The sequence below is a fragment of the Corallococcus sp. CA041A genome (assembly GCF_003612075.1).
In the GTDB taxonomy this organism is placed as follows: domain Bacteria; phylum Myxococcota; class Myxococcia; order Myxococcales; family Myxococcaceae; genus Corallococcus; species Corallococcus exiguus.
The window spans coordinates 1-25,419 of the sequence record NZ_RAWF01000048.1 but is presented as its reverse complement, the minus strand read 5'-3'; the positions used below and the strand labels follow the sequence as shown (position 1 = coordinate 25,419).

Genomic DNA, 25,419 nt, shown 5'->3' with positions numbered 1-25,419 from the left:
CTTCCAAAATGACCGGGGTTCTGTCCGGCAGGGAGGGGCCCGCCTTCCTACCCGTTGAGGAGGCAGGCGGGCTACTGACGCCTAGGCCTTCATCTTGTAGCCGGAGCGCAGCACCGCGTATGTGACGCCCGTCGCGACCGCCGCGGTGAGGGCGAGGATGGCCCCACCCACGAGCGGCGAGAACAGGCTGCTGCCGAGCATGCCGTAGCGCAGCCCCTCCACCATGTAGACCATGGGGTTGAAGAGGCTGATGTGGTTCCACGGCGAGGGCAGCTCGCGCACCGAGTAGAAGACGCCGCCCAGGAACGTGAGCGGCAGCATCACGAAGGTGGGGAAGAAGTTGATCTGCTCGAACTTCTCCGCCCACACGGCGGCCAGCATGCCCAGCACGCTGAACACGTAGCTGGACAGCATGAGGAAGTAGAGCGTCGCCAGCGGGTGCTCCAGGCTGAAGCCGGAGAACACCGCCGCGACAATCCACGTGAGCAGGCCCACCACCAGGCCGCGCACCATGGCGCCACCGATGAAGCCCACCATCAATTCACCGGGCCCCAGCGGCGCCACCAGCAGGTCCACCACCGTGCCTTGAATCTTGGTGATGAACAGCGACGAGGAGCTGTTGAGGAACGCGTTGTTCGCGATGCCCAGGAACACGAGGCCCGGCACGATGAAGTGCAGGTACGGCTGGCCCTCCACCTCGTGGACGCGGCCGGAAATCGAGTAGCCGAAGACGATGAAGTACAGCGTGGTGCTGATGAGGGGCGACAGGATGGTCTGGCCCGGCACGCGCATGAAGCGCCGGACCTCCTTCGCGAACAGCGTCTGCATCCCGAGGACGTTCATGGGGTGTTTTTCGAAGGAGCGGGGGTTCAGGCGGCCTGCGAGGGGCGGCCACGGAGGATTTCGATGAGTACGTCTTCCAGGCGCGACCGCCGCGTCTCCACTTCCGAGATGGGCAGCCCATCCGCGTAGAGCGAGCGGAGCAGCTCACCGGAGGGCGCGCAGTTGTCGCGCTCCACGTAGGTGAGCGTGCGGCCGTCGGTGGACAGGCTCGCGGCGAAGCGCGCGCCCGCGGCGGGCATGGCGGCCTGCGGGTCGGCGAAGGTGACGACCAGGCGCTTCTCTCCGAAGCGGCGCAGGAGCGAGGACTTGTCCTCGGTCATGAGGAGGCGGCCCTCGTTGATGATGCCCACGCGGTCCGCCAGCTCCTCGGCCTCTTCCAGGTAGTGCGTGGTGAGGACGATGGTGGTGCCTTCGCTGGCGATCTTCTTCACGTACGTCCACAGGTCGCGGCGCAGCTCCACGTCCACGCCCGCGGTGGGCTCGTCCAGGAACACGAGCTTGGGCTTGTGGACCAGGGCCTTGGCGATGAGCAGCCGGCGCTTCATGCCGCCGGACAGGGCGCGCGTGAGGGAGTCCTTCTTGGCCTGGAGGTTCAAGGCGGTGAGGACCTCGTCGATGCGCGCGTCGTCGCGGGGCTGGCCGTAGTAGCCCTGCTGGATGCGCAGGGACTCCGCGACGGAGAAGAACGGGTCGAAGTTGATCTCCTGCGGGACCAGGCCGACCTGGTAGCGGGGCCCGGTGGGGTCCACGTCCAGGTCCTTGCCGAAGACCTTCATGGTGCCAGCGGACTTCCTCACCAGGCCGCACACGCTGCCGATGAGGGTCGTCTTTCCGGCGCCGTTGGGGCCCAGGAGGGCGAAGATTTCACCGGGGCGGATGGTGAGGTCCACGGCGTGAAGGGCAGTGAACTTTCCGTAGGCCTTGGAGAGGCCCTTGAGCTCCAGGGCGGGGGGCGTCGGCTCTGACATGGGGCGCTTCCTCTAACACCTTCGAATTGGGTTCGCTGGTCAGCGAGCAGGCGTTTTCGCTCCTGGACGCGTGACGCGCCCCGTCCAACCGGACACTGCGCTGACGCAGGCGCCTTGAGCCGGATGGGGCTCCCTGCTATCCGCTGGCCCCGCTCACCGTTTCGGCGAATCCCAGGAGGCCTTCCGCCATGGCCCAGAATTTCATCTTCACGATGCAAGACCTGCGCAAGGTCAAGAACGGCAAGGACATCCTCAAGGGCATCTACCTGTCCTTCTTCCCGGGCGCGAAGATTGGCGTGATTGGCCCCAACGGCTCCGGCAAGTCCACGCTCCTGCGCATCATGGCGGGGGTGGACACGGAGTTCTTCGGCATCGCGAAGCCGGACCCCACGGTGAAGGTGGGCTACCTGGCGCAGGAGCCGCAGCTCGACACGAAGCTGGACGTGAAGGGGAACGTGGAGCTGGGTCTGAAGGAGATCCGCCAGGCGTTGGACCGCTTCAATGAGGTGAGCGCGAAGTTCGCGGAGCCCATGGATGACGCGGCGATGGAGAAGCTGCTCGCCGAGCAGGGCAAGCTGCAGGACTTCATCGACTCCACGAACGGCTGGGAGCTGGACCGCACGCTGGAGATGGCGATGGACGCCCTGCGGCTGCCTCCGGGTGACGCGGACGTGACGAAGCTGTCCGGCGGTGAGAAGCGCCGCGTGGCGCTCTGCCGCATCCTGCTGGAGAAGCCGGACCTGCTGCTGTTGGACGAGCCCACCAACCACCTGGACGCGGAGAGCGTGGCGTGGCTGGAGCAGGCGCTGAAGGCCTACACGGGGACCATCGTGTGCATCACGCACGACCGGTACTTCCTGGACAACGTGGCGGAGTGGATCCTGGAGCTGGACCGCGGCGAGGGAGTGCCCTGGAAGGGGAACTACTCCAGCTGGCTGGACCAGAAGCAGAAGCGGTTGGAGTTGGAGGAGAAGTCGGAGAGCCACCGTCAGAAGACGCTCAAGCGCGAGCTGGAGTGGGTGCGGGCGTCTCCGAAGGCGCGTCAGGCGAAGAGCAAGGCGCGCATCGCCGCGTACGAGGAGCTGTTCAACCAGTCGCAGCAGAAGCGGGACGTGACGGGCGAGGTGATGATTCCGCCGGGTCCGCCGCTGGGTGGGTTGGTGGTGGAGGCGAAGGGCCTGCGCAAGGCGTACGGCGACCGGCTGCTCATCGACGAGCTGAACTTCAAGCTGCCGCCGGGCGGCATCGTGGGCGTGATTGGCCCGAACGGCGCGGGCAAGACGACGCTGTTCCGGATGATGACGGGCACGGAGAAGCCGGACGCGGGCGAGCTGCGGATTGGCGAGTCGGTGGTGATGGCCTACGTGGACCAGAGCCGCGACTCGCTGGACGGTGAGCAGTCGGTGTTCCAGGAGGTGAGCGGGGGGTTGGACCTCATCGACCTGGGCAAGGCGGGCACGGTGCCCAGCCGCGCGTACCTGTCGGGCTTCGCGTTCAAGGGCACGGATCAGCAGAAGCGGGTGAAGGACCTGTCCGGCGGCGAGCGCAACCGGCTGCACCTGGCGAAGATGCTCAAAGCCGGCGGCAACCTGCTGCTGTTGGACGAGCCCACGAACGACCTGGACGTGGAGACGCTGCGCAGCCTGGAGGACGCGCTCTTGAGCTTCGCGGGCTGCGCGGTGGTCATCAGCCACGACCGCTGGTTCCTGGACCGCATCGTCACGCACATCCTGGCGTTCGAAGGCGACAGCAAGGCCTTCTTCTTCGAGGGCAACTTCGAGGACTACGAAGCGGACAAGAAGAAGCGCCTGGGCCCGGACGCGCTGGAGCCGCACCGGATCCGGTACCGCCCGCTGACGAAGGGCTGAGATTTGTCGGTGCTGTGCTCCGCCCTGTGAGTGATTCCGGGGCGGAGGTGTCGTCGGGAGGAGGGTGCACGCGTGATCGAGAAGGTGCAGTTCCGCAACTTCAAGGCGTACCGTTCACTCGATCTGGACCTGGAGCCCTTCACCGTGCTGGTGGGGCCGAATGCCTCGGGCAAGACGACGCTGCTGGAGGGGCTGCGTATTTTGCCTCTCCTTGCTGACCTCAATACTCCGTCTGCGAAGGCCGGACTTATTCCAACGGATTTTCGTTCGTTTGGTTCAAGTCAGCCAACTGAATTGCGCTTCCATGCCCGACGGGGAGGGAGTGTAACTGTCAGAGGGGAGGGGCCACAAAAAGAGGTGCTTGTTTTTGCCGATGCCACATTCAGCGAAGCAACCATTCAGGAGAGCAAACGGACCAGTGCCAGGTTGCATGAGTTCTTGAGCACTGCTGCTCTATTGCGCTTCGAGTCGAGGAGTCTGGCGGATGCCTCGTATAGCGAAGAGCAGGTGCCAACAGTCGCAAGTGACGGCAAGGGACTTGCCTCTGCGATTGCGTTTCTCAAGCTAAGCCATGAGGACTTGTTCGAAGAGATCGAATCGGCCTTGAAGCAGATAGTGCCTTCTGTTCAGAAAATTCGCATTGAGCGTGCTGCGGTTGAGCAAAGCAGTCTGCGGACGATTGCACTTGATGAGCAGACGACGCAGGTGTCCGAGAAACGGAGGGTTTGGGGAAACCGAGTTGTGTTGGACATGCAAGGAGCAAAGGGCGTTTCGGCGGACTCCGTGGGTGAAGGCACGCTGATGGCGCTTGGCCTATTGACCGTCTTGCTTGGGCCACAGAACCCCCGGCTCCTTCTCTTGGACGATATTGAACTGGCCCTCCATCCGGTGGCGCAGGGGAAACTCATTGAGGTTCTGCGTGCCATCCAGAAGAACAATCCCGAATTACAGATCGTGGCGACCAGCCACTCGCCCTTCATCCTGAACTACCTGAAGCCAGAGGAGATCCGGATGACCTTCCTGGCGGAGAACGGGTTCGCTCGTTGCGAGAAGCTCACGGCACATCCTGAGTTCGAGAAGTGGAAGGACCTGATGAGCCCCGGCGAGTTCTGGAGCACCGTGGGCGAGAGCTGGATCGGCAAGGTGCCCGCGTCAGCGCCGCATGAGTGATCCCTCATACGACTTCGGAGTGGTCTGCGAAGCCCGCGCGGACCGGGACACGGCCTGCGTGCTTGCCGATCGTGTGCTGGTGGATGACATTGATTGGCTCGACGAGGGACTGCTGGACACTCAGCGCCTTTGGCGAGGGCTGACGCCTTCAGAGCCCTTCCTGCGCTGGGCCTCCGTGCGGGCGGAAGCCACGAACGCTGGGCTCAAGAACCTCTTTGGCCATTTTGGAAACAAGCCCGCCGAGCCGGATGCCCTGGTCGCCCGCCGAGCACTCCTGCTTTTCGCGGGCTCGGAACCGAAGCCCCAAGCCGTGATGCTGGTTCGGGACAGCGATGCGGACGAGCGTCGACGTATCGGACTCGAACAGGCTCGCTCGGACAGGCCCTGGCCGTTCCCGGTCGTCATCGGTGTGGCGGAGCCCAAGAGGGAGTGCTGGGTGCTCGCCGGATTCGACGCCCGTGAATCGGAAGAGGACACCCTCAAGCAGGTGGAGCAGCGGCTCTCCTTCCACCCCGTCCGTGACGCCCACAAGCTGACCGCCAGGGAGCACGGCGCGAAGAACGACGCCAAGAAGGCGCTGGAAGAACTCACTTCGGGGAACCTGGAGCGTGAGCGTGAGTGCCTGCGCGACACTCCGTTGGAGACGCTGAGGCAACGCGGTGAACAGGTCGGACTGACGCGGTTCCTGTCCGAACTCAGCGAACGCCTGGTTCCCGTGATGGGCGGTTCCCAGCGCGGCGAGAAGTAGACTTCAAGGTCTCCTCCACCGCTGTCCCTTTGAGTGGAACGCCATATGGACCTTCATCCCAGTCTTGAGCGCACTGCAGCCCTGATCAGGAGAGCCTTCCCTGACGGTGTGACGGAGGCGGACTACCTGCCCCTGCTGACTGTGCTGTACCCACATATGTCGGACAGGGCTCTTGCGAGGGTTGTCGGCCACTTTGTGGGGCAGGACTATCCGCTCGTCCTGAATGACATCTATGGCGTAGGCGGCGGCTCCCAACCCGCGAGTCCAGACGCAGTGGCTGCTGTTCAGGCTCGGCTTGTCGCCGCAGGTCTTGAGGAGTGGATCAAGGAAGAATGATTCAGGGGGCTTCCGCAAAGATACGGGACACGACCTCCCGACTGAGTGGCCTCCAGGAGCAGCCATGACGACCGCCATGTTCCGAGTACTTCATGTCCATCGGCTGACCACCCTGGGGGTGACGATTGCGGCGGTGGACATCTTGTCTGGAGTAGTGGTGCCTGGCGCGCGTGCCTACGCGATGGTCTCTGGCATGCCTGTGGAGATGGTGGTGCGCTCCGTCGCGCTTGAGGGTGGACGCTCACGGATGGACGGAACGGTCACGCTTCAAATCGAGTTAAGCGGAGCGGAGCCGCCCGATGCTGTGGAAGGTGCGGTCTTCGAAGTTCGCTAGCGTCGTCCAGGAGAGTGCCATGCGACAGCGTTTGCTCATCCGTGCAGTGGTCAGACTCTTGACGCCTGAAGAGGGCGGCTCCCATGGCCCCATGGGAAAAGAGTTCAGGCCCAATTGGAACGTTGGAAGCCGCGCCGACGATGGCCAGATGGCATTGGACGGCGGCTTCGTCACATTGGATGACGCCGGACCTCTCGTGCCGGGACAGGAGAAGGAGGCCGTCATCGAGCCGCTTCTGTCCGAGCCTTGGCTGCACGTGGCTCAGGGGATGGAGATTCCGATGCATGCCGGGGCTCGAGTCATCGGTTCTGCTCGAGTCCTGGAGATTGTGCGGATTCAGCCTGAGTGAGGACGCCCCTTACGATTGGCGCGTGAGCCCAAGGTATCCTGGGTTCAAATGACAATTCTTTCCATGATGGTTGGTCATGCTCTGGCGCTCCTGTCCGGCGCCGCCCCCAACAGCTGTGCCGCCCCGGAGCCTGCGCCTTCCTTTGTGGCGAAGTTCTCTCCCTCCGCCTCCGATTGCTCCATGGACTCGACCGTCCCCGGCCCTCTGTGGCTGCCCGTGGCGGTGCGACGCATCCCGGTGGTGGTCCATGTCGTCGCGGACACTGCGTGCGTGAATGGCAATGTGTCGGATGCGCTGGTCCACAGTCAGATCGCGGTCCTCAATGAGGACTTCCGCGCGCTGACTGGCACTCCGGGGGGCAGTGGGGTGGATAGCAAGATTGAGTTCTTCCTTGCCACCGTGGACCCCTCGGGCAACCCGACCACGGGCATCCAGCGCTATTGCAACACGACCTGGTACCAGGACACGGGCAGCTACTGGCTCAGCACCGCGTGGGATCCAACGCGCTACGTGAACATCTACACCAACAGCGCCGGCGGCTCGCGAGGGTACGTGCCCTTCCTCCCCGCGGAGCCCACGGGGGCGGTTGGTCAGCCGCAGGACCGCGTGGTCATCAACTGGCTGGCCTTCGGACGGGTGGGGCCCGTCGTGCCGTACCACAACGGGCGGACCGTCACGCACGAGGTGGGCCACTACCTGGGCCTGTTCCACACGTACTACTCGGGATGCGGCACGGCCACCGCGCCGGACTGCTACACCACCGGAGACCGCATCTGCGACACCCCGCCCAACGCCACCTCCCACAAGGGGTGCACCGCGGGAATCACCAGCTGCGGCGGCGTGCCGGTCCCCATCCAGAACTACATGGAGCTGACGGACGACGCCTGCATGACGGGCTTCAGCGCGGAGCAGGTCCAGCGCATGCGCTGCACCCTGGCCACCTACCGCCCGGACCTGGCGCAGTAGCCCCGAGCCGAAGGAGGCGCTTGGGCGCGCCTCCCTCACGGCTGTCGCGGCAAGACTGCCCGCTCGGCCGTCAGCCGCCGCTCCGGTCACCCCAGCGCCTCTTGAACGTGTCCCGGCGCGCGGTCCACCAGTCGCGCCCGCCGATGCGCATGTGGACGCACTGCGCGCATCCCTGGGCTCCATGCTCGACTTCACCCTGCCCGCAGGCGTCATGACTCTGTGGGTCCGTTACGCCCCTGGCTGCACGCAGATCGGTGAAGGGCTCCGTCCCGTAGCTGGACCTTCGGAGCCCGGACTGGGGGCGTCCATGAAGCGGGATGGGGCAACCCGAATCTCGACGGTGGGATCCGCTCGGCGCTTGGGACAAGGCGGGCCGCGGCATTGGCCTGTGTCTTGCTGACAACCTTCCGTGTTCCTAGAGGCGCCGGGAGGGGCTCCTTGTAGCAATCCCCATTGAGAACCGGTTGAGCCCTGCCTGCCCCAAGCGCACGCCGCGCGGCCTCCGTTCCGTTCAAGAGCGAAAGAAAATCAATGACACGAAAATCATGCATCCGCGTGAGTGGGCGGAGCCTTGGCTTATATGGGGCTTTGCTGTCCACCCTCCTGTTCCTGACAGCGACCCTCGTTTCCTCGGTTGTCTTTGCCGCCAATCCCTCGGAGCCACCTCCGGAGGAGGTCAGCGGTTGCCCGGACTGTCCGCCGCCGCCGGAGTGTGAGCCGGAGGTTTGTGACGGCGTCGATAATGACTGCGATGGAAAGATCGACGAGGGATTGCTGCGCACTCTCTACCGGGACGCGGATGGGGATGGCTATGGCGCGGGCGCTAGCATTCAGGGGTGCCCCCTTGGCCTCGGCTGGGTGACCAACAACCTAGACTGCAACGACTCCAATGCGTCCGTCTGGCAGGTCGCCAGGTTCTACCGGGACGCGGACGGGGACGGCTATGGGGCGCCGAACAACTGGATCGACATTTGTGGGCGTCCCGCCGGTTACGTGACGAACGCAACCGACTGCAATGACAGCAATGCGGCCGTCAAGCCGGGCGCCATCAAGCAGTGCGGCGTGGGCGCTTGCGCTGCATCCGTCCAGGCGTGCGTCAACGGCGTGGAGCGGACCTGCACCCCGGGCACCCCCAGCCCAGAGGTATGCGATCGCGAGGACAACGATTGCAATGGGAAGGTGGATGACGTCCCGCCCATCACCTGTGGCCAGGGGGGCTGCATGCGCTCGGCGCCGGCCTGCGGCGAACTGTGCGAGACCGTGGAGGGCCAGGACGGCAAGCCGCCCAAGGTGGTCTGTGAGTGGGGCAACTACGGTCGGTGCACCCCGGGCACTCCGTCCAAGGAGCTATGCGCCAATGGCCTGGACGATGACTGCAACGGCTCCGCGGACGACGCGAGTGACGAAGCGGATTGGATCACCTTCTATCCCGACCGGGACCATGACGGCGTCGGCGCCAGCTGGGGGGCAGAACTGGCGTGTCGACAGCCTCCGAACACCTCAAGGGTCTCAGGGGATTGTGACGACACGCGGAGCGACATGAAACCAGGGGCCGCTGAACTCTGTGACGGCATCGACAACAACTGCTCCGGTGATGTGGACGAGTCCAGCGTCTGCGAACAGTCCGTCTGCCAATAGCAATCCCTCATTCCATTCCAGCACCGGTATTTCCCTATGAGCCACTCCTCACGACCTCCAGAGCGCCGCAAGCGGTTCGCGGCCAGACTCACGTTGTTCTTTTACGGTGCACAGCTCCTCGGGGGCTGCCTTCCCGAGCCAACCTCCTCGGATGGCACTGACGGCCTGTCCAGGGCACGCTCGCGAGTCGTGTCGGCGAGCATCCCCTTCGAGCTGGGGCCGGACACCATCCTCGACACAGGAACCTCCGGAGGGGACGTGCCGGGCATCACCCCCTTCGTGGCGGATGTGACGCAGAATGGCTCCGCTTCCGTGACGGTGCCCCTCTGGGTTCCGGCGGGACGCGCGGGCATCCAGCCTTCGCTTTCCATCGTCTATGACAGCCAGGGAAGCGACGGGCTCCTGGGCCCTGGCTTCAACCTGTCCGGGCTGTCGCAGATCAGCCTGTGCCCCAACTCCTTCGCGCGAGACGAGAAGACCATCGCCATCGACTTCTCTCCGGACATGGCGTTGCCCGTGAGGGACCGCTACACCCGGACGTATTGCCTGGACGGCGTCCGGCTCGTTCCGTCCGAGAACGATCCGCGCTCCTTCAAGACCGAGCATGACAGCTACGCCTCCATTCGCATCCCCGCTGAATCGGATCCCCAGGATCCGACGACCTTCGAGGTCCGGGGACGTGACGGCCTCATCCGGACCTACGGGAAGACGCTGTCGCGTGAAGACGCCCTCATCCAGGGCCTCTACGAGAAACTGGGCGAGGGACCGGACGGCACCATCCAGGTGACGGAGAGTAAGACGGTCAAGCTCGCATGGGCGCTCGCGGCCGTGGAAGACCATCCCGGAAACCGGATGGATGTGTTCTACGACCAAGCGCCTGTGGGCGCCGAGCCTGGGGCCTGGCATCGGCCTGACCGGATTGTCTACACGCAGCTTCACAATGACTCCGGAACGCTCGAGCCAGGCACGCGTGAGGTCAAGTTCCACTACGGACCGAGGACGGATGTCTTCAAGGGATACCTGGCGGGCGTGAAGGTCGGCCGAGATTTCCGTCTCACGGGCATCGACATGAAGGGGCCCGGAATCGCCACCGGTTCGGGTTCTCCGCCCACCGTGGTGCTGCGCTCCTACAGTCTGACCTACCACCCGAGCGAGACGAGCAACCGGAGCCTGCTGACGGAGCTTCGAGAGTGCGACGGGAAGAACGTGTGCAAGGCGCCAGTGCGCTTCGACTGGGAGCAGGGCTCTTGGGAATTTGAGTACCCGCCGGCTCAGAACGTCAGCGACGCGGCCCAGGGTGTGGGCGTGCATGCTTTCGGGCTGGGCGCGGGCCGCCAGGGTCTCGCGTACTTTGTGAAGTCCCAGAAGATGTCTGAGGAAGACCTTGAGATGACCGACAGGGTCGGCACGACGACGGGCTTCACGGCGCAGATCTGGGAGGACACGATGCGCCTGCTGCAGTTCCCGGACGCCGCATCACCCACGCTGACGGTCTCCAACGTCACGGGCAGAGCTCTCTGGTACCCCTATTTCAACATCGCGGCGACGAACTGGGCCGACGACATCTGGGATGCCATTTTCGGAGACAATGACCCTGGGGACTACTGCGGAAACCGTGCTCAGCGCAATCTCTTTCCATTGGTGGCGGATTGGGATGGCACGGGCCGTTCCACGGTCACGTCGCTGTCGTGTAAGTGGGGCGTGCCAAAGAGTTCTCTCTTTTTTGCACCTATGTATGGCCACAGCCGCATGGGATCGGATGAATTCCTGGCCGTTGGCTCCGAGCCGAACTTCCAGTACTGGCTTGATGTCGATGGTGACGGTCGCAACGATCGCGTGTGGATGGGACAACACGAAATCGATCTGACGGGGGATGCCGATTCAATGGTCCCGGCCAAGCGCCGCGTGGTCGTCAAGTCGGCGTCCGGCAAGGAGCCCAAGGAATCCCCCACTGGCTTCTTCCAGCCGTCTCGGTTCGGCCTGCGTGCAGTGGACCTGGATGGGAGCGGGAAGATGCGCCTGTTGGGAGTGGGCCCCAATGGGAACACCTTCCTGGAGGGGCTCGCCTATCACGATCGCGGGACCAGTGTGTCTCCAACGATGGACGCGTTCAAGACCACCATCCGCAAGCCTCCAGCGATTCCCCCGCTGGTGCCCGACGTTTATGCCTCGACCTTCGACTTCGTGGATGTCAATGGCGATGGGCTCGCGGATGCGGTGATGCTGGGCTTGAGGAGTTCTTCCGATACGGCTCCTCGGCTCACGGTGCAGCTCAACACCGGGGCGGGATTCACCGAGTCCCGTGAGCTTGCACTGCCTGGGGACATTGCCAGCCGCCTGATTGGGGCCAAGACGGAGCACGGGGACTTCGACGGCGATGGACGGGTAGATTTCGCCATCTTCAAGAATGGGGAGTTGGTTCAGTTCCTGCTCGCAGGGACTCAAGGAAACTTCGGCACCCTGGTGTCTCCGGCGGTGGTCCCCAGTGGCGACAATGCGGAATGGGCCCAGGTCATTGACGTCAACAACGATGGGTTGCTCGATTTCACCTGGCGCCAGGGGAACTCGCTGAAGGTCGCGCGGCGCACCAAGGCCATTGATGTGCTCAAGCGGGTGCACGGCAACACCCAGGTCATGAATTATCAGTTTTATTCGGGCCTGAACTATTCGTTCGAATACGCTCCGCTCTCTCAATCGAATCCCCACGGCAACGTCGCGCCCAGCGAGCCGTTCTACACGACGGAGGTGCTGAATGCCCCCTTCAGGCCCTGGCTGCGATTGGCGCCCGAGTCGATGCGCGTGGTTTCGCGGATGTCGCTCAATTCCAATGAACAGCAGCAGCGGAGCTGGCGCTATCTCTATCGGGACGGGCGCTCCGATACACAGGGGCTGGGGTGGCTTGGCTTTGGCTCGCGGGTCGTCGTGGATGAGCTGACCGGGGCTCGGACGACGACGGTCTATGAGAACACTTCCTTGGAGGGAGAGCCGGTCGGCCACCAGTACAACTCGAACATTGTCTACCCCAGGAGGGCGGCGGCTCCCCTGGCGCATCTTCCGCGCGAGGAGACCGTCGAGGTGCCCCTGAATGGGGGCGCGAAGCAGCAGACGCAGCGGACGTGGACCTACAGCCGGAGTCCGGCGACGTATGCACCGACCTACCGGCAGTACGCCAGCCGGCTCGTGGAGACGGTGAAGGAGATCAAGGGCGGCACCGTCACGGTGGTTTCTGAAACGGAGACCCTCACGGAGCTTGATGCGTACGGCACGCCCGTCAAGAGCACCCAGCTTGTCCATGGCGCCAACAAGACCGAGCAGGTGGAGCAGGTCACCACCGTGGGCGCCCTCGGTTTCGACCCGGAGATGTGGAGGCCCCAGGGCACCTGGTCCGTGGCCAGCTCCTGGACGTCTTGCTCCAGGTCGCCAGCGGTCGGCTGCGTGGGCGGAGCGGATGCGGCCAACGTGCGGACGCAGACGTTCACGTTCGACGGCCGTGGGCAGGTTGAGATCGTGGAACTGGAGCCTTCGCGCAGCGGCGAGGGCAGCCTGCCGCCGGAGACCTCCGAATCCTATCTCAAGACGACCTTCCTGCGGGATTCGCGCGGACTGGTCCGCAGCGTCGACCGTGAGGGGGGCGGCGTCAAACGCTCCGAGTCGGTCACGTATGACGACGTCGACCAGACGCAGGTGATCTCCTCCACTGATGCGGAAGGGGCGACCTGGAAGTACTTGTACCATCTGGGGCTGGGCGTGCTCGCGCAGGCCGCGGATCCCAACGGTGTGCACACGCGCTTCCAGTACGACGGCTTCGGCCGTCCGCGCGTGGTCACTTCGCTCTACCGTGGGCCTTCTGTCGCGCCAGGTGACCAGTCCGTCGTCCGGACGTTCTACGAGCGCAACGGGGCCCTGTTGCAGCAGCGCACGCAGGTGGCCACGGGTGTGGGGACCCTGACTGAAACCATCACCCGGTTCGACGCGATGGGCCGGCCGGTTTCGAGTCAGGGGCCACGGTTTGACGGTGAGACGGTTGTTTCCAGCGTCAAATACGATGCGCACGGACGCGTTGAGAAGCTGGAGGCTCCGCGGACCAGCACCGAGAGCCCGACCTGGGAGTCCTACGAGTACGACGCCCTGAATCGTCTAACCGTGCGCCGCATGGGAGACGGCATCTCCTCCCCGACGGGGACGCTCGTCGAGCGCCTCGCCTACACGGTTCCGACCGCCTACTCCACCCAGACGTCCGTGACGGATGCGCTGGGGTTGGAGAAGAAGAGTGTCTTCGACTTCCGGGGCCTGATGGTGACGGCGACCGAGGCCGTGGAGACGGCCAAGGAAGCGACCATGGCGTATGGCTATGGCCCCTTTGGCCGGTTGGAGACCACGGACGATCCTCAAGGCAACCGCAGCCTGAACATCTACGACGCCCAGGGACGGCTGGAGCGGTCGGTGGATCCAGGGGCCGGGACGCGCACCTACCGGTACAACGCCTTCGGTGAGGTGAAGCGTGAAGCGGACGGCCTGGACGGCATGGCGGGGCTGCTTGCCACCACGTACGAGCGGGACCGGCTGGGGCGCGTCCTGAGCGCGAAGAACAACCAGGAGGAACTGGCGTACGAGTACGACCTGGGGATGGGCGCGATGCGGCGCCTGACGAAGGCGACCCGCACGGTTCTGGGTGGGCCGCCCGAGCTCGTCACCACGCATCACATCTACGACGAGTTCGGCCGCGAGACGGACACCCTGCAAGACGTAGCGGGTAACTCGCTGGTGGTGAGCCGACAGTTCGATGACTTCGGCCGGCTGAGCCGGCTCACCTATCCCGTCATGCTTAACGGGCAGCCGGTGTCCATCAGCTACGCCTACAACGCGCGCGGTGCGCTCTCGAGCATCTATCGGACGGGCGCCTTCACGACCTACTGGTCAGCGCTTGCGCGGGACAGCGTTGGACGTCTGAAGAAGACGCGGTACGGGAACGGCGTCGAACGGGAGTCTCGCTACGACAGCCGGGGGCGTCTGCGTTTCCTGGAGGCGAAGCGCAATGGCGCCAATGTCCAGCGGCTCGCCTATGAGTACACGGCCAATGACAACCTGGCCGCGCGACATGACCTGATGGTAGGGGTGACGGAGAAGTTCTCCTACGACGTGCTCGACCGGCTGGAGTGGTGGCGGGTGCAGCAGAACTGCCAGCGTTTCGAGAGCCAGTTCCAGTACGACGGCCTTGGCAACCTGCTCAGCCGTTCGCCGGTCATGGGCTGGGAGCCGTCCGCCCTGCTGAATTACAACGGGGGCACGAGCGGCGGGCCTCACGCCGTCAAGCAGGCGCAGCTCGGGAGTGACTCGTTCACCTATGAATATGACCACCGGGGAAACCAGCTCGCGTCTCGGGATGCGACGGGTGCTCTCGTCCGGTCGGTCGACTACACCTCGTTTGACTTGCCGAAGAGCATCACCACCGCGGGCGACACGGTGGCCTTCGGCTACGACGCGTCTGGAGCTCGTGTTCGGAAGAAGAGCGCTCAGGAGGACGTGCTCTATGTGGGGGGCCTCTACCAGCGCCGCACGCAGGGGCTGACGACGACGCACGTCCTCAGCATCCCCAGCCCCGAGGGCGTCATTGGAGAGCTGTCCTGGGATGAGGGGGCGAGCACGGAGAACGTGCGCTACTTCCTCAACGACCGTCAGGGCAGCCCGGACACGGTCACCGACGCATCAGGCGCAGTGGTGGAGCGCATCAAGTACGACCCGTTCGGCGCACGTCGCAACGTCAGCAACCTGGCGCAGGCTCCCAATGCCTTCCATTCGGGCGCACGGAAGGGTTACACGGGGCATGAGCACGACGACGAGCTGGGGCTCATCAACATGCGCGGGCGCATCTACGACCCGCGACTGATGAAGTTCCTCAGCGTGGATCCGGTCGTCGTGGATCCGGGCTCGGTCCAGGCGTACAACGCGTACTCCTACGTCCTGAACAACCCGACCCGCTACACCGACCCAAGCGGCTTCATCCCCTACGGTGGAACGCTGGTGAGTCGGTGGGATGGGGACTTGGGCGGTTCCACGCCGATGCAGAGCCCGGCGATGAGCCTGGTGGATCGCTACATGCTCGCTCCGGGGGCCACGCTCTTCCTGCCCAGCGTGGACTTCAGGGTGCCCAGTGTGGAGGCCCTGGACGATGCGAAGGTGGCGCCAGCGGGGCACTACACGAATGACGTGGGCCAGAGCTCCGCGCCCTACCGTTCCAGTGCGACGTCCGTGCTGACGACAGTCTCCAAGGCGGTGACCCTCCCCGGCTCGGACAGCTTTGCCTGCAATCTGTTCATTGCCTGCTCCGGCATGAGCGGTCTCAGGGGGCAGGTCGACACCATGCTCAAGGCCTCGCAGGCTTACGACCACTACGCGCCCGTCAGCAAGTTCGCGGCGGTCAGTTATGCCGTCAACGAATTCATTCCGTTCGTGACTGCAGGCGAGAGCGTCAAGTCAACATGGACAGCATGCAATGCTCCCGGTGCAATTGGCTGCGCAATGGGGGTTGGCAAGTCTGCCTTCTATGTCGCAATGTCTGGCGCCGCGATTTATGCGGCGGGTGAAGGTATTGCTAGTGGTGCCTCCGCTCTGTCGCGCAGTGCCGGTCAGGGGCTAAAAGCGGCGAAAGGCATGTTCGGCCCTAGCGCCGCAAAGGGGTGCGTCGGTCCGTGCGGTATTCGGAGCGGAGAATGCTTTGTCGCCGGAACACTTATCTGGACGCAGGATGGGCTCAAGCCCATCGAAGAGGTCCAGCCTGGAGATTTCGTCTGGTCGCGGAGTGATGTGTCCGGGGAGTTCGGCTGGCGAGAGGTCGAGCGCACCTTTGTGCGCACGAGCCAGTCAGTGCTCGACCTGGAGCTTCAAGCAGAAAATGGGACGACAGAACTCTATGGCGTCACCGCGGATCATCCATTCTGGGTTGAGGGGAAAGGCTGGGTGGCGGCAAGCCATCTCTCCCCGGGACAGCTGATTCCAAGTGCCCATGGAGGGCTGCTCCGCGTTCACCGTGTTGCGTGGCGCTTTGTGAGCGCTGAGGTATACAACTTCAGGGTAGAGGGATATCACACATATTTTGTGGGTGGACTTGGTGCGTGGGTCCACAATGCGGACTACCTACTTCCGCATGAGATCGTTCCAGGCTTGAGGCCGCCCCAGACAGGCACTACTCCTCACCCATTTGCAGGCGTTCCCAAGGAGCTTCATCCCCAGATTTTTGATATCATATCCGATCTGATGGCGTCCCGCGCTGGTGATGCGGCGGCTGCAGCGCGTCTGGCGGCCCGGACTCCTCATGAGCTGACTTCGAACTTGAAAGGTTGGACTTCATTGGACATCGCTGGGCGAAACAATCCTCTTCGTTTCTTGTACAAGGAAGAGGCCGGCAGGCTTAAGTGGACGGTTAAGGATACTCACAGGTAGGAGGCGAGATGGCGGGCAGTGAGAAGGACAAATGGGCTCGCGACTTGGCCGGAGCTCTTCAAGAGCTTTTGGGAAGGCCAAGCGTCCCGGTCTTGGACATTGAGTGGTTGCTTTCCCGATGTGCAGACACCCGGCAATACCAAGGGCAGCTGCGCGACGAGTCTGTCCGGCAGCTCGTCAAGGATGTTCGGGCCTTCGAAGTCGAGTTCCCTGGCTTGCTTCCTCAGGGGCTATTGGATGGGCCTGGCAGCTAGATGCAAGTCCCAGTCCGAGGGGGCGCTCAGGTCCAAGATGGGAGACATGTTTGTACGGTTGGTGTGCCGGTAGTTGCTGCGGTTTGCCAGCGGGTCGGCAGTCCGTAGCTATGCTGAAGTCTGTATGTCCACCTCCCGCTTGGGCCTGCTCACTGCCTACTACAGGCACCGTTCGAGCATGAGCGGACCGTCCCTATAGGCCGAACCTATCCACTCCATTCACCCCAGCGCTTCTTGAACGTGTCCCTCCGCGCGGCCCACCAGTCGCGCCACTCCTTCACCGCTGCCTCCCTTTCGGCCCGCGGACCCGCGGGCTGGAAGTGGAGTCAGGTGGAGGTCGCGTCCCTCAGGCACATCTCCGCCAGGAACCGCGTGCGGACGTCCTCGCTCTCCAGCAGGTCGATGAGTTCTGGGATGGTGTGCCTTCCCATCGCCTCGCGCGCCTGTGTGAACGCCTTGGAATCCTCCGCCATGCTGCGAGTGTTCCTGGCGCAAGCCCTCCGTGCGAGTGCCGCTGGTGGACACTGTTCCCCAGCGGGCTTCTAGGGCGCGGGTGGGACCGCTATGGTCCACCCCAGCGGAGGACTCGCCCGCCAGGAGCCATGAACTTCGTCTTCATCTCCCCCCACTTCCCCTCCCAGTACTTCCACTTCGCCACCGCGCTGCGCGAGCGTGGCGTGACCGTGCTGGGCATTGGCGACACCCCCTACGAGTCCCTGCGCCAGGAGCTTCGCGAGTCCCTTCGCGAATACTTCTTCGTCCCCAGCCTCACCGACTACGACGCCCTCCTGCGCGCCACCGGCTACCTCACCTGGCGCCACGGCCGCATGGACCGCATCGAGTCCCTCAACGAGTCCTGGCTCGAACTCGAAGCCCGCCTGCGCGAGGACTTCCACGTCCCCGGCCTCCAGCCCTCGGACATCCTCAAGCTGCGCTCCAAGTCCGGCATGGCCGAGGTCTTCCACGCCTCCGGCGTCCCCCACCCGGACCTGCTGCGCGTGCGCGACGCGGACCAGGTGAAGGAGTTCGCCGCCCGCGTGGGCTATCCGCTCGTGCTCAAGCCCGACGTGGGCGTGGGCGCCGCCCACACGTTCAAGGTCGCCAGTGACGCGGAGGTGGACGCCGCGCTCGCGCACCCGCTGCCCACGTCCTATGTCGCGCAGCCCTTCGTGCGCGGCACCATCGTCACCTACGACGGCATCGTGGACCGCCACGGCGTCATCGTCTTCAACCTCAGCCACGAATACAGCGACGGCGGCATGGAGACCGTCACCGAACGGCGCGACATCTCCTTCTGGAGCCTTCAGCACATCCCCGCCGCGCTCGACGTGCTGGGCCGCCAGGTCGTCGCCGCGTTCGGCCTGCGCGAGCGCTGGTTCCACCTGGAGTTCTTCCGCCTGCCAGACGGCCGCTTCGTCGTGCTGGAGGCCAACCTGCGCCCGCCCGGCGGCTTCATGACGGACATGATGAACTACACGTGCGACATCGACGTGTACCGGCTCTATGCCCGCGTGGTGACGGGCGACCCGGTGGCGGACTTCCAGTACACGCCGCGCCACCACGTCTGCCATAGCGCCCGCCGTCACGGCCGCCGCTACAAGCACTCCCACGCGCAGATTGTCGAACGGCTGGGCAAGTCGCTGCTCGTGCACCGTGAGCTGCCGCCCATCTACCACTCGCTGCTGGGTGAAGAGATGTACCTCACGCGCCACACGGACACGGAATCCATGCAGGACGCGGTGCGCTTCATCCAGGCGACGTGAGCTTCAGGGCTCCTGCGTCCAGGTGAGCGAGTACTCGGTGCGCTCGCCGTCGTCGTACAGCTTCGTCGCGAGAGGCGCCTTCGCGCCGCCCGCGGTCAGCAGGGCCTCGAAGAGGGCCTCCACGTAGCCGGGCCCCTTGAGGCTCGAGTTGAAGTGCAGCTCGAAGTGCGCGGGGCCGCGCTCCACGAGCGTCACCTCCGTGTAGTTGTCCGTGCCGCGCAGCACCTCCGGCAGCCGCTGCACCATGCGCCGGGGGCCCAGCACGCGCATCACGCTCATCACCGCGCGCCCCAGCAGCGTGGCCCCGTAGCCTTCCACGTGTGCCCGGGCGAGCCGGGCGAAGCCCTCCGCTTGCGGCAGGCCCGGGTACACCTCTTCGACGACGATCTCCAGGCACCTCGCCCAGAGCGGCACGGGGTAGAGCGGCAACAGCGGCCGGTCCAGGTCCACGCCCGCCTGGCGCAGCCGTTCACGCAGGCGGGGGGACACCTGGCCTCTCAGGCCGTGCTGGAGGAGGCCCTCCACGACCTGCACATAGACCTGCCGCTGTTCGGGCGGCACCGAGCGGGGCCGTCGTGTCACGGAAGAGGACTCACCCGAGCAGCCACTGCATGGCGCCCGGCAGCCGGCGCTGCCAGTCCTTCTCGTGGTGCTCGCCGCCGGGCTCCAGCACCAGCGACACCTCGTGGTCTCCGTAGCCCAGGCCCTTGAGGTGGTGGAAGAAGTCGCGCGTGCCCCGGCCGTAGTCCAGGGGGATGCCGCCCGCGTGGATGGACTCCGTGGCGCCCGCGTCCAGGTAGATGCGCGTCCAGCGCTGGCTGTGCTCGCGCCACGCGTCGAACAGGCGGCCCTGGCTCCACATCACCGTGGGCGACAGCGCGCCGATGCGCCCGAACACCCGCGGGAACTTCCATCCCAGGTACAGGGAGATGAGCCCTCCCAGCGACGAGCCCATCGCGCCGGTCCACTGGCTGCCCTGACGCGTGCGGTACGTCCGGTCGATGTACGGCTTGAGCTCCTCCACGAGGAAGCGCCCGTAGGCCTCGCCTCGCGCGGACACGCCGTTGCGCGGCTCGTCCCACGGCGAGTACTCCTGGAAGCGGCCGGGGCCCGAGTCCACCGCGACGATGATCCACGGCTCCATCCGCCCCGCCTGGACGCTCTCCTCCGCGACGCGGTTGGCGCACCACGTGTCGAAGACGGCGGACTCCGGATGCGCGAAGACGTTCTGCCCGTCGTGCATGTAGAGCACCGGGAAGCGGTGGTCCTGCCAGGAGTCGTAGGCGTCCGGCGTGTAGATGCGGACGGTGCGGTTGAAGCCCTCCTGGGGAGAGGGGAAGTGGCGAAGGATGTGGACGTAGCCCATGCGCTGTTTCTGGGGCCGGACGGGACCGGCCTCGCGAGGATGTCACCGCAGCATAGCCGCACCGCCCCACGCGACGCGGCAAGCGTGGACCGCCGTCCCTGGCCTGGACGGCGGGTCCGAGGAAGGGATGGACCGCGCGTAGAGCCTTCGCTGTAGGGAAGGGTGGTCCCGCTCGTGCAGAGGGCCCGCCGCGTGCGTTCCGTCCTCGTCTGCGTGTGGCTGTTCCTGCTGGGTCTTCCCTTCACGGTGCTCGGCGCGACCTATGAGGTAGACCCCGAGGACACGGGAGAGCAGGCGCTGTTCGCGTTGAGGGAGGATGGCGCCATCACGGCGGAGACGCTGTCCGCGCTGCTGGTGCTGCGGCGCTCGGGAGTGGATCCGGCGCATGCGTCGCGCGCCTCGCTTTATGCGTTGCCGGGGCTGACGTACGCGCGCGTGGATGGGGTCGAGGCTTCAGGGACGCTGACGCAGGAGGAGCGGCGACGGCTGGCGCCCTTCCTGACGACCTCCGCGCCGGAGCGGGTGACGGGGGATGCGCGGCTGCTGACGGCGTTCGCCGCGTCGGATCCGGTGCTTCCTCCAATGGCGCTCCAGGTGCGCGTGGCGGGGCCGGAAGGATGGCGCGTGGGACTGCTCACGTCCCTCACGCGGCGCCGGCTGGGCGCGGTGCACCGGGATGCGAACCGGCGAGCGCTGGTGGCGGAGGCGCCCGGTGTGTCGGTGGCCGTGCCCAAGTTCCACGGTCAGTGGACGGGCGAGCGGGCTTCCGTGCTGGTGGGCTCGTACCGGCTGGGCTTCGGTCAGCGGCTCACGTTGGACACCACCGGGCTTCCCACGCCGGACGGCTTCCTGCCCGACGATGCCGTGCGAGTGCCGGGCGACGTGGAGCGCTGGTGCTTCCTGGGAGAAGGCGCCTGCACCCCCGAGGAGCGCGCCGCGGACGTGACGCCGGACTTCCAGTGGGACGAAGGCTTCCGGGGCGTGGTGGGCACGGTGCGGACCTCTTCGGGCGTGTCCGTGACGGGCTTCGGTTCGTACCAGTCCCGCTCGCTGCTCTCGCATGCCCTGATGGAGCGGGCGTCCTGTGCGGGCACTGCCTGCAAGGCGCCAGCGGTGTGGCTCGAGGGGACGGGCTCGCCCATGGGACGCGTGGTGTCGCGCACGCTGCCCGGTGTGTTCCACGAGTGGGCGGGAGGCGGCCACGCGGCGATGGCGTGGACCCGGCGGGCGCAGGCTGGAGTGACGGCCTGGGGCGCGCGGCCCGTGTGGAACGTGGAGGGCGCGGCGCTCGATTTCCGCTCCACGGCGGGCTACCCGGCGGGCGGCGCTTTCGGCGCGGTGGGCGTGGATGGCGCGTGGGGGCTGGGGCCGGTGGACCTCTTCGTGGAAGCGGCGCGCACGTTCGATTCGGCGCCGGGCGGAGGCGGTGGCTACGGCGCGCTTCAACGCACGGTGGTGGCGGACACATCGAAGGAACTGGAGCTGTCGCTGCGTGCCTACGGGCGCGGCTTCGCCAATCCCTACACGGGCGCGATGTCCGGCCCGGACGAACTGGAGGGCTCACGGGCGCGAAATGAGGTGGGCGCTCGCGTGCGCTACCTGCACCGCGTGGAGGGCGCGCTGCGGCTTCGAGGTGAGGTGGATGCGTGGACGCTGCCCGCTGACGGCGCGGCGGTGGGCAGTGCCGGCACCGTGAACCTGCGGGCTTCGGCCCGGGTGGACTGGCGGGCGCACGCGCTGTTCCAACCGTCGCTGTGGACCGAGTACCGGGACAAGGACGTCGGCGTGGCGGGGGACTGCTTCGACGGTTCGGGCGAGGACCCCTGTTCAGGGTCGCTGCTGCGCATCACGGCCCGGGTGAAGGCGGAGCTTCACGACGCCGTGTCCGTAGCCGCGCAGTACGCGCATGCCCGCGTGGATGATCCGGTGAACCGGGGCGTGCGTGAGGACGCGCATGCGGTGGTGGAGGCGCAGGTGCGGCCTTGCGATGCCGTGAGGCTGCGCGGCCGCGCCGTGTGGAAGGACGAGGACCTGTCGACGCGCAACCGGCTGGAGCAGGCCTTCCGGGCCACGCTCGATGCGAGCTGGACGGCGGACGCCGTGACGACACGGGCCCGGTACGCGTGGGTCGTGGACTTGAAGGACGCGAGAGGTGCCCGGACGCCGCCGGATGCGCCCCGGCACCTGTTCGCGCTGGAAGTGGAGACGCGGTTCTGAAGGGAGCGGAGTGTGGCGGCTTGGGCAGTGCGGGGATGGGGCGTGCGGTTGGGATTGGGATGGGTGCTGGGGTGGATGGGGGCGTGCGGACTGCCCACATGGGAGGAGGAGCCAGCGGCCTGTGAAGCGCTGCTGCCGGGGGACCTGGTCATCACGGAGTACCTCAACGACCCCGTGGGCTCGGACACGGGAAAGGAGTACGTGGAGCTCCACAACCCCACCGGGGAGACCGTGGACCTCCTGGGCGTCACGCTCTTCACCGCGCGCGACGAGGCGGCACAGGAGCGGGTCTACACGTTCACCACGGGCCTGCCGGTGGACGCGGGGGCCTACGTCGTGCTGGGCGACGTGCGTGAGGGCGCGCTGCCCGAGCATGTGGATCAGACCTATGGGGATGCGCTCGGCGCGCTGGGGAACAGCGCGGGGCTCTTGGGTCTGCGGTGCGGGACGCGCGTGCTCGACTCGGTGGTGCTCGAAGCGCCTGCGAAGTCGGGCTTGGCCCGGACCCATGACGGCCTGTCGGGCTGGTGCGATGCGCCGGGCAGTCCAGGCGTCGCGAACGCGCCGTGCCCCTCGCTGCCGGATGGCGGAGTGACCTCCGGAGCGACGTGCCTGCCGCCGGGCGCGAGCGCTCCCCGGGACATCCAGTCCCCGCGACCCGGAGAGCTGATCATCACCGAGGTGATGGCCAACCCGCGCGGCGACGACACCGTGGGCGAGTGGCTGGAGGTCCGCGCCACCGTGCCCGTGGACCTCAATGGGCTGACGGTGGGAACGGACACGTCCGGCACACGCCTGGAGTCGGAGCGCTGTCTGTCCCTCGCCGCCGGAGAGTCCGCGCTGCTCGCGCGAAGGCGGGAGCCGGAGGTGAACGGTGGCCTGCCGGAGCCGCTGGCCACGTTCTCCGTGGACCTGCGCAACGCGGGCGGCATGGTCGCCGTGCGTGCGGGAAGCGTGCTCATCGACAGCGCGCTGTATGGCCCGGCCCAGGACGGCGTGGCCACCCAGGTGTCCGCGCCGCTCACCGCCGATGCGAAGAACAACGACGTCACTGCATCCTGGTGCGCGGCCACGCAGGCCTACGGCGACAAGGGCAACCTGGGCACGCCGGGACGGACCAACCGTGCGTGCACGGGAGCGGACGCGGGAACGGCGCAGGCGGGTTGTATCGACCGGACCACGGGGCAGACCCGTGCGCTCAGAGCTCCCACCGTGGGCTCCCTGGTGCTCAACGAGTTCATGGCCGACCCCGCCGCCGTCCCGGATGCGCAGGGGGAATGGGTGGAGGTGCTCGCGCTGCGCGAGGTGGACCTCAACGGAGTGACGCTCGCCAACGAGTCGGGCAGCTCCGTCCTGGAGTCCCCACTGTGCCTGTCGATGAAGGCAGGAGGCTTCGCGGTCCTCGCACGCAGCGACGATGCCTCACTCAATGGTGGATTGCCCTCGGTGCTCGGCACGTTCGCGTTCGGCCTGGGCAACAGCGCGGGGGCCCATGTCCTCAAGCTGTCGGCGCAGGGCACCGTCCTGGACTCGGTGGCCTTCACGAATGCCGCGAGTGCCGGCGTGTCGTCGCAGCTGGATGCGCGCGTGAGGGACGCCGCCGGCAACGACGCGGCCGGGGCCTTCTGTCCCACGCCCGCCGGCGTGACCTACGGCACGGGCGACCGGGGCACCCCGGGCCGGGAGAACCGCACGTGCACGCGATGAGGACTCTTGTCCTGGGAGGGATGCTGCTCACCGTCCTGTCCGCCTGTGGTGGCGAGGAAGGGGAGTGCGGTCCGAGCACGGGCGTGGTGACGAAGGTCATCGACGGGGACACGGTGGTGCTCCAGGACGGCGAGCGCATCCGCTACCTGCTGGCCGACACCCCGGAGACGACGAAGGGGCACGACGACTGCTTCGGTGAGGAGGCCACGGCGTTCAACCGCTCGCTGGTGGAGGGCCGCACGGTGCGGCTGCGGGACGCGGAGGCGTGCACGGACCGTTACGGGCGGCGGCTCGCCTACGTGTCCGTGGACGGCCAGGACGTGAACGCGCTGCTCGTGCAACGGGGCTATGCGTGCACTTTGTTCATCCCGCCGGCCGGAGCCTCCCGGCGCGGCGAGTTCGAAGCGTTGGAGCTGGAGGCCCGGCGCGCACGCCGGGGCCTGTGGGGTCGCTGCCCGGCGCCGTGTCCCCGGGGACGGCGCTCGTCAGCGTCCACCCTATGGCAAGGTGTCCATCACCGCCCGGGCCAGCTCCGACTCCAGCGGCCAGGCCGCCGGGCGGCGCGACGTGGTGAGGGCCAGCGTGCCATCCGAGAGCCTCGCCCCGAAGTCGTCCCCCACGGACAGCCGCACCCTGCGCACCCGCTCCCGGAGCACGTCGCCCACGTCGGGTGTCGTGGCCAGCTTGGCCAGCACCTCGCCGGTGCGCTCGACGAGCCACGCCAGGGGCTGGATGTGGGCCTCCTGCTCCAGCTCCGCGGCCGTGCCGAACTCCGCCGTCACCTTCGTGCCCCAGGCGGTGGACAACTTGTCGGCCAGCGCGGGCAGGTGGCGGCGCAGGTGCATGGGCGAGGACTCGGGCATCGACTTCGCGGGCGTGTCCAGCACCGTGGCGTCGTGCAGCGTGAGCGCCTCGATGACGCCGTCCGGGACGAACGTCACGTCCAGGTTCTCCCCGCGCGAGCCGTAGCCCCCGGAGGTGATGAGCAGCACGCCGCGGCCCTGGCGGAACTCGCCGTACTCCCGGACGAGCCCCGTGATTTCGCGCCCGCTGCGCAGGAACAGCGACACCTGCGGCAGGTTCAGCGGCAGGCCCTCGTTGCGGCGGCGCATGAGGACGCTCATCGCCTCCAGCACCTCCCAGACGCTGCGCACGGGGCCCCGGGCCAGCGACTCCAGTGGATCCACCGCCTGGGTCGTGCTCATGACCGGCCCTCGCCCCTCTGGACGTGTACTCGGGTCCACGTCCTCGGGGGCAACCGCCCCGTCGCCAGCGTGCGCGCGCCCTGCCCGCCGGTCCTACGTTCCGCGAATGCCATGACCTGCTGCCTCCCGTGTTCTTGGGAGTCAGTCTCCCCCAGGTCACTGACGGGGCCCAGCGGTTCACGGAGGCCTCCCATGGCTGCCCGCCATGTCCCCGGGTTCAATCCCAGAGGTGGGCAACCCACCCCAC

The 25,419-nt window shown here is 66.3% G+C and carries 18 protein-coding genes and 2 pseudogenes; 14 read left to right on the top strand and 6 right to left on the bottom strand.

The window, feature by feature from the left end; translation table 11 throughout:
* Positions 1 to 81: 81 nt before the first annotated feature.
* Together D7V77_RS11210 and D7V77_RS11205 are read right to left on the bottom strand one after the other, a co-directional pair.
* The gene (locus D7V77_RS11210) at positions 82 to 843 is read right to left on the bottom strand and encodes an ABC transporter permease (RefSeq protein ID WP_120576262.1); all 762 of its coding nucleotides are present in this window, start codon (positions 841 to 843) and stop codon (positions 82 to 84) included.
* Between the two features lie 26 nt (positions 844 to 869).
* Positions 870 to 1,811, bottom strand: coding sequence for an ABC transporter ATP-binding protein (locus tag D7V77_RS11205; RefSeq protein WP_120576261.1), 942 nt, complete (start codon positions 1,809 to 1,811; stop codon positions 870 to 872).
* A 188-nt stretch (positions 1,812 to 1,999) separates the two neighbouring features.
* Between D7V77_RS11205 and ettA the strand changes: the two genes are divergently transcribed.
* From ettA to D7V77_RS11160, 10 genes and pseudogenes are all read left to right on the top strand, one after another.
* Entirely contained in the window at positions 2,000 to 3,679 is a 1,680-nt protein-coding gene (gene ettA / locus D7V77_RS11200; protein ID WP_120576260.1) for an energy-dependent translational throttle protein EttA, read from the top strand.
* A gap of 72 nt (positions 3,680 to 3,751) precedes the next feature.
* Complete coding sequence (locus tag D7V77_RS11195) at positions 3,752 to 4,849, top strand: AAA family ATPase (protein ID WP_120576259.1); 1,098 nt, start codon at positions 3,752 to 3,754, stop codon at positions 4,847 to 4,849.
* 19 nt (positions 4,850 to 4,868) lie between these two features.
* Positions 4,869 to 5,597 (top strand): hypothetical protein, encoded by a 729-nt coding sequence (locus tag D7V77_RS11190; protein ID WP_120576258.1) that lies wholly within the window; start codon positions 4,869 to 4,871, stop codon positions 5,595 to 5,597.
* A gap of 45 nt (positions 5,598 to 5,642) precedes the next feature.
* Positions 5,643 to 5,933: a DUF3349 domain-containing protein gene (locus tag D7V77_RS11185; RefSeq protein WP_120576257.1), complete on the top strand. Its 291-nt coding sequence runs from the start codon at positions 5,643 to 5,645 to the stop codon at positions 5,931 to 5,933.
* Positions 5,934 to 5,997: 64 nt separating this feature from the next.
* Complete coding sequence (locus D7V77_RS11180; protein WP_120576256.1) at positions 5,998 to 6,267, top strand: hypothetical protein; 270 nt, start codon at positions 5,998 to 6,000, stop codon at positions 6,265 to 6,267.
* A gap of 19 nt (positions 6,268 to 6,286) precedes the next feature.
* Positions 6,287 to 6,616: a hypothetical protein gene (locus D7V77_RS43240; protein WP_147452042.1), complete on the top strand. Its 330-nt coding sequence runs from the start codon at positions 6,287 to 6,289 to the stop codon at positions 6,614 to 6,616.
* A gap of 180 nt (positions 6,617 to 6,796) precedes the next feature.
* A complete protein-coding gene (locus D7V77_RS11170) occupies positions 6,797 to 7,582 on the top strand; it encodes a zinc metalloprotease (RefSeq protein WP_233596810.1) in 786 nt (261 codons plus the stop codon).
* Between the two features lie 531 nt (positions 7,583 to 8,113).
* A pseudogene (locus D7V77_RS45940) lies at positions 8,114 to 8,350 on the top strand (hypothetical protein); the annotation flags it as partial.
* A gap of 90 nt (positions 8,351 to 8,440) precedes the next feature.
* A complete protein-coding gene (locus D7V77_RS11165) occupies positions 8,441 to 9,220 on the top strand; it encodes a putative metal-binding motif-containing protein (RefSeq protein ID WP_233596809.1) in 780 nt (259 codons plus the stop codon).
* Positions 9,221 to 9,478: 258 nt separating this feature from the next.
* Positions 9,479 to 16,660 (top strand): polymorphic toxin-type HINT domain-containing protein, encoded by a 7,182-nt coding sequence (locus tag D7V77_RS11160; RefSeq protein ID WP_158624382.1) that lies wholly within the window; start codon positions 9,479 to 9,481, stop codon positions 16,658 to 16,660.
* A 580-nt stretch (positions 16,661 to 17,240) separates the two neighbouring features.
* Here the strand turns inward: D7V77_RS11160 and D7V77_RS43680 are convergent.
* The gene (locus tag D7V77_RS43680) at positions 17,241 to 17,387 is read right to left on the bottom strand and encodes a hypothetical protein (protein ID WP_158624381.1); all 147 of its coding nucleotides are present in this window, start codon (positions 17,385 to 17,387) and stop codon (positions 17,241 to 17,243) included.
* Between the two features lie 129 nt (positions 17,388 to 17,516).
* Here D7V77_RS43680 and D7V77_RS11150 point away from each other — a divergent pair, with 129 nt between their 5' ends.
* Positions 17,517 to 18,677: an acetyl-CoA carboxylase biotin carboxylase subunit family protein gene (locus D7V77_RS11150; RefSeq protein WP_120576250.1), complete on the top strand. Its 1,161-nt coding sequence runs from the start codon at positions 17,517 to 17,519 to the stop codon at positions 18,675 to 18,677.
* A 3-nt stretch (positions 18,678 to 18,680) separates the two neighbouring features.
* On the opposite strand, the gene D7V77_RS11145 is transcribed toward D7V77_RS11150, so the two are convergent.
* Both D7V77_RS11145 and D7V77_RS11140 read right to left on the bottom strand, forming a co-directional pair.
* Positions 18,681 to 19,259 (bottom strand): DUF2378 family protein, encoded by a 579-nt coding sequence (locus D7V77_RS11145; protein ID WP_233596808.1) that lies wholly within the window; start codon positions 19,257 to 19,259, stop codon positions 18,681 to 18,683.
* A gap of 10 nt (positions 19,260 to 19,269) precedes the next feature.
* On the bottom strand, positions 19,270 to 20,043 hold the full coding sequence (locus D7V77_RS11140; protein WP_120576248.1) for an alpha/beta hydrolase: 774 nt from the start codon (positions 20,041 to 20,043) through the stop codon (positions 19,270 to 19,272).
* A 192-nt stretch (positions 20,044 to 20,235) separates the two neighbouring features.
* Between D7V77_RS11140 and D7V77_RS11135 the strand changes: the two genes are divergently transcribed.
* The 3 genes and pseudogenes from D7V77_RS11135 to D7V77_RS44255 form a co-directional block, all read left to right on the top strand.
* The gene (locus D7V77_RS11135; RefSeq protein WP_172814329.1) at positions 20,236 to 22,260 is read left to right on the top strand and encodes a hypothetical protein; all 2,025 of its coding nucleotides are present in this window, start codon (positions 20,236 to 20,238) and stop codon (positions 22,258 to 22,260) included.
* A 12-nt stretch (positions 22,261 to 22,272) separates the two neighbouring features.
* Positions 22,273 to 23,967 (top strand): lamin tail domain-containing protein, encoded by a 1,695-nt coding sequence (locus D7V77_RS11130; RefSeq protein ID WP_306770472.1) that lies wholly within the window; start codon positions 22,273 to 22,275, stop codon positions 23,965 to 23,967.
* A pseudogene (locus D7V77_RS44255) lies at positions 23,964 to 24,401 on the top strand (thermonuclease family protein); the annotation flags it as partial. The gene D7V77_RS11130 and the pseudogene D7V77_RS44255, both read left to right, overlap by 4 nt.
* A gap of 63 nt (positions 24,402 to 24,464) precedes the next feature.
* On the opposite strand, the gene D7V77_RS44250 reads toward D7V77_RS44255, so the two are convergent.
* Positions 24,465 to 25,172, bottom strand: coding sequence for a hypothetical protein (locus D7V77_RS44250; protein WP_169820494.1), 708 nt, complete (start codon positions 25,170 to 25,172; stop codon positions 24,465 to 24,467).
* Positions 25,173 to 25,419: the final 247 nt, after the last annotated feature.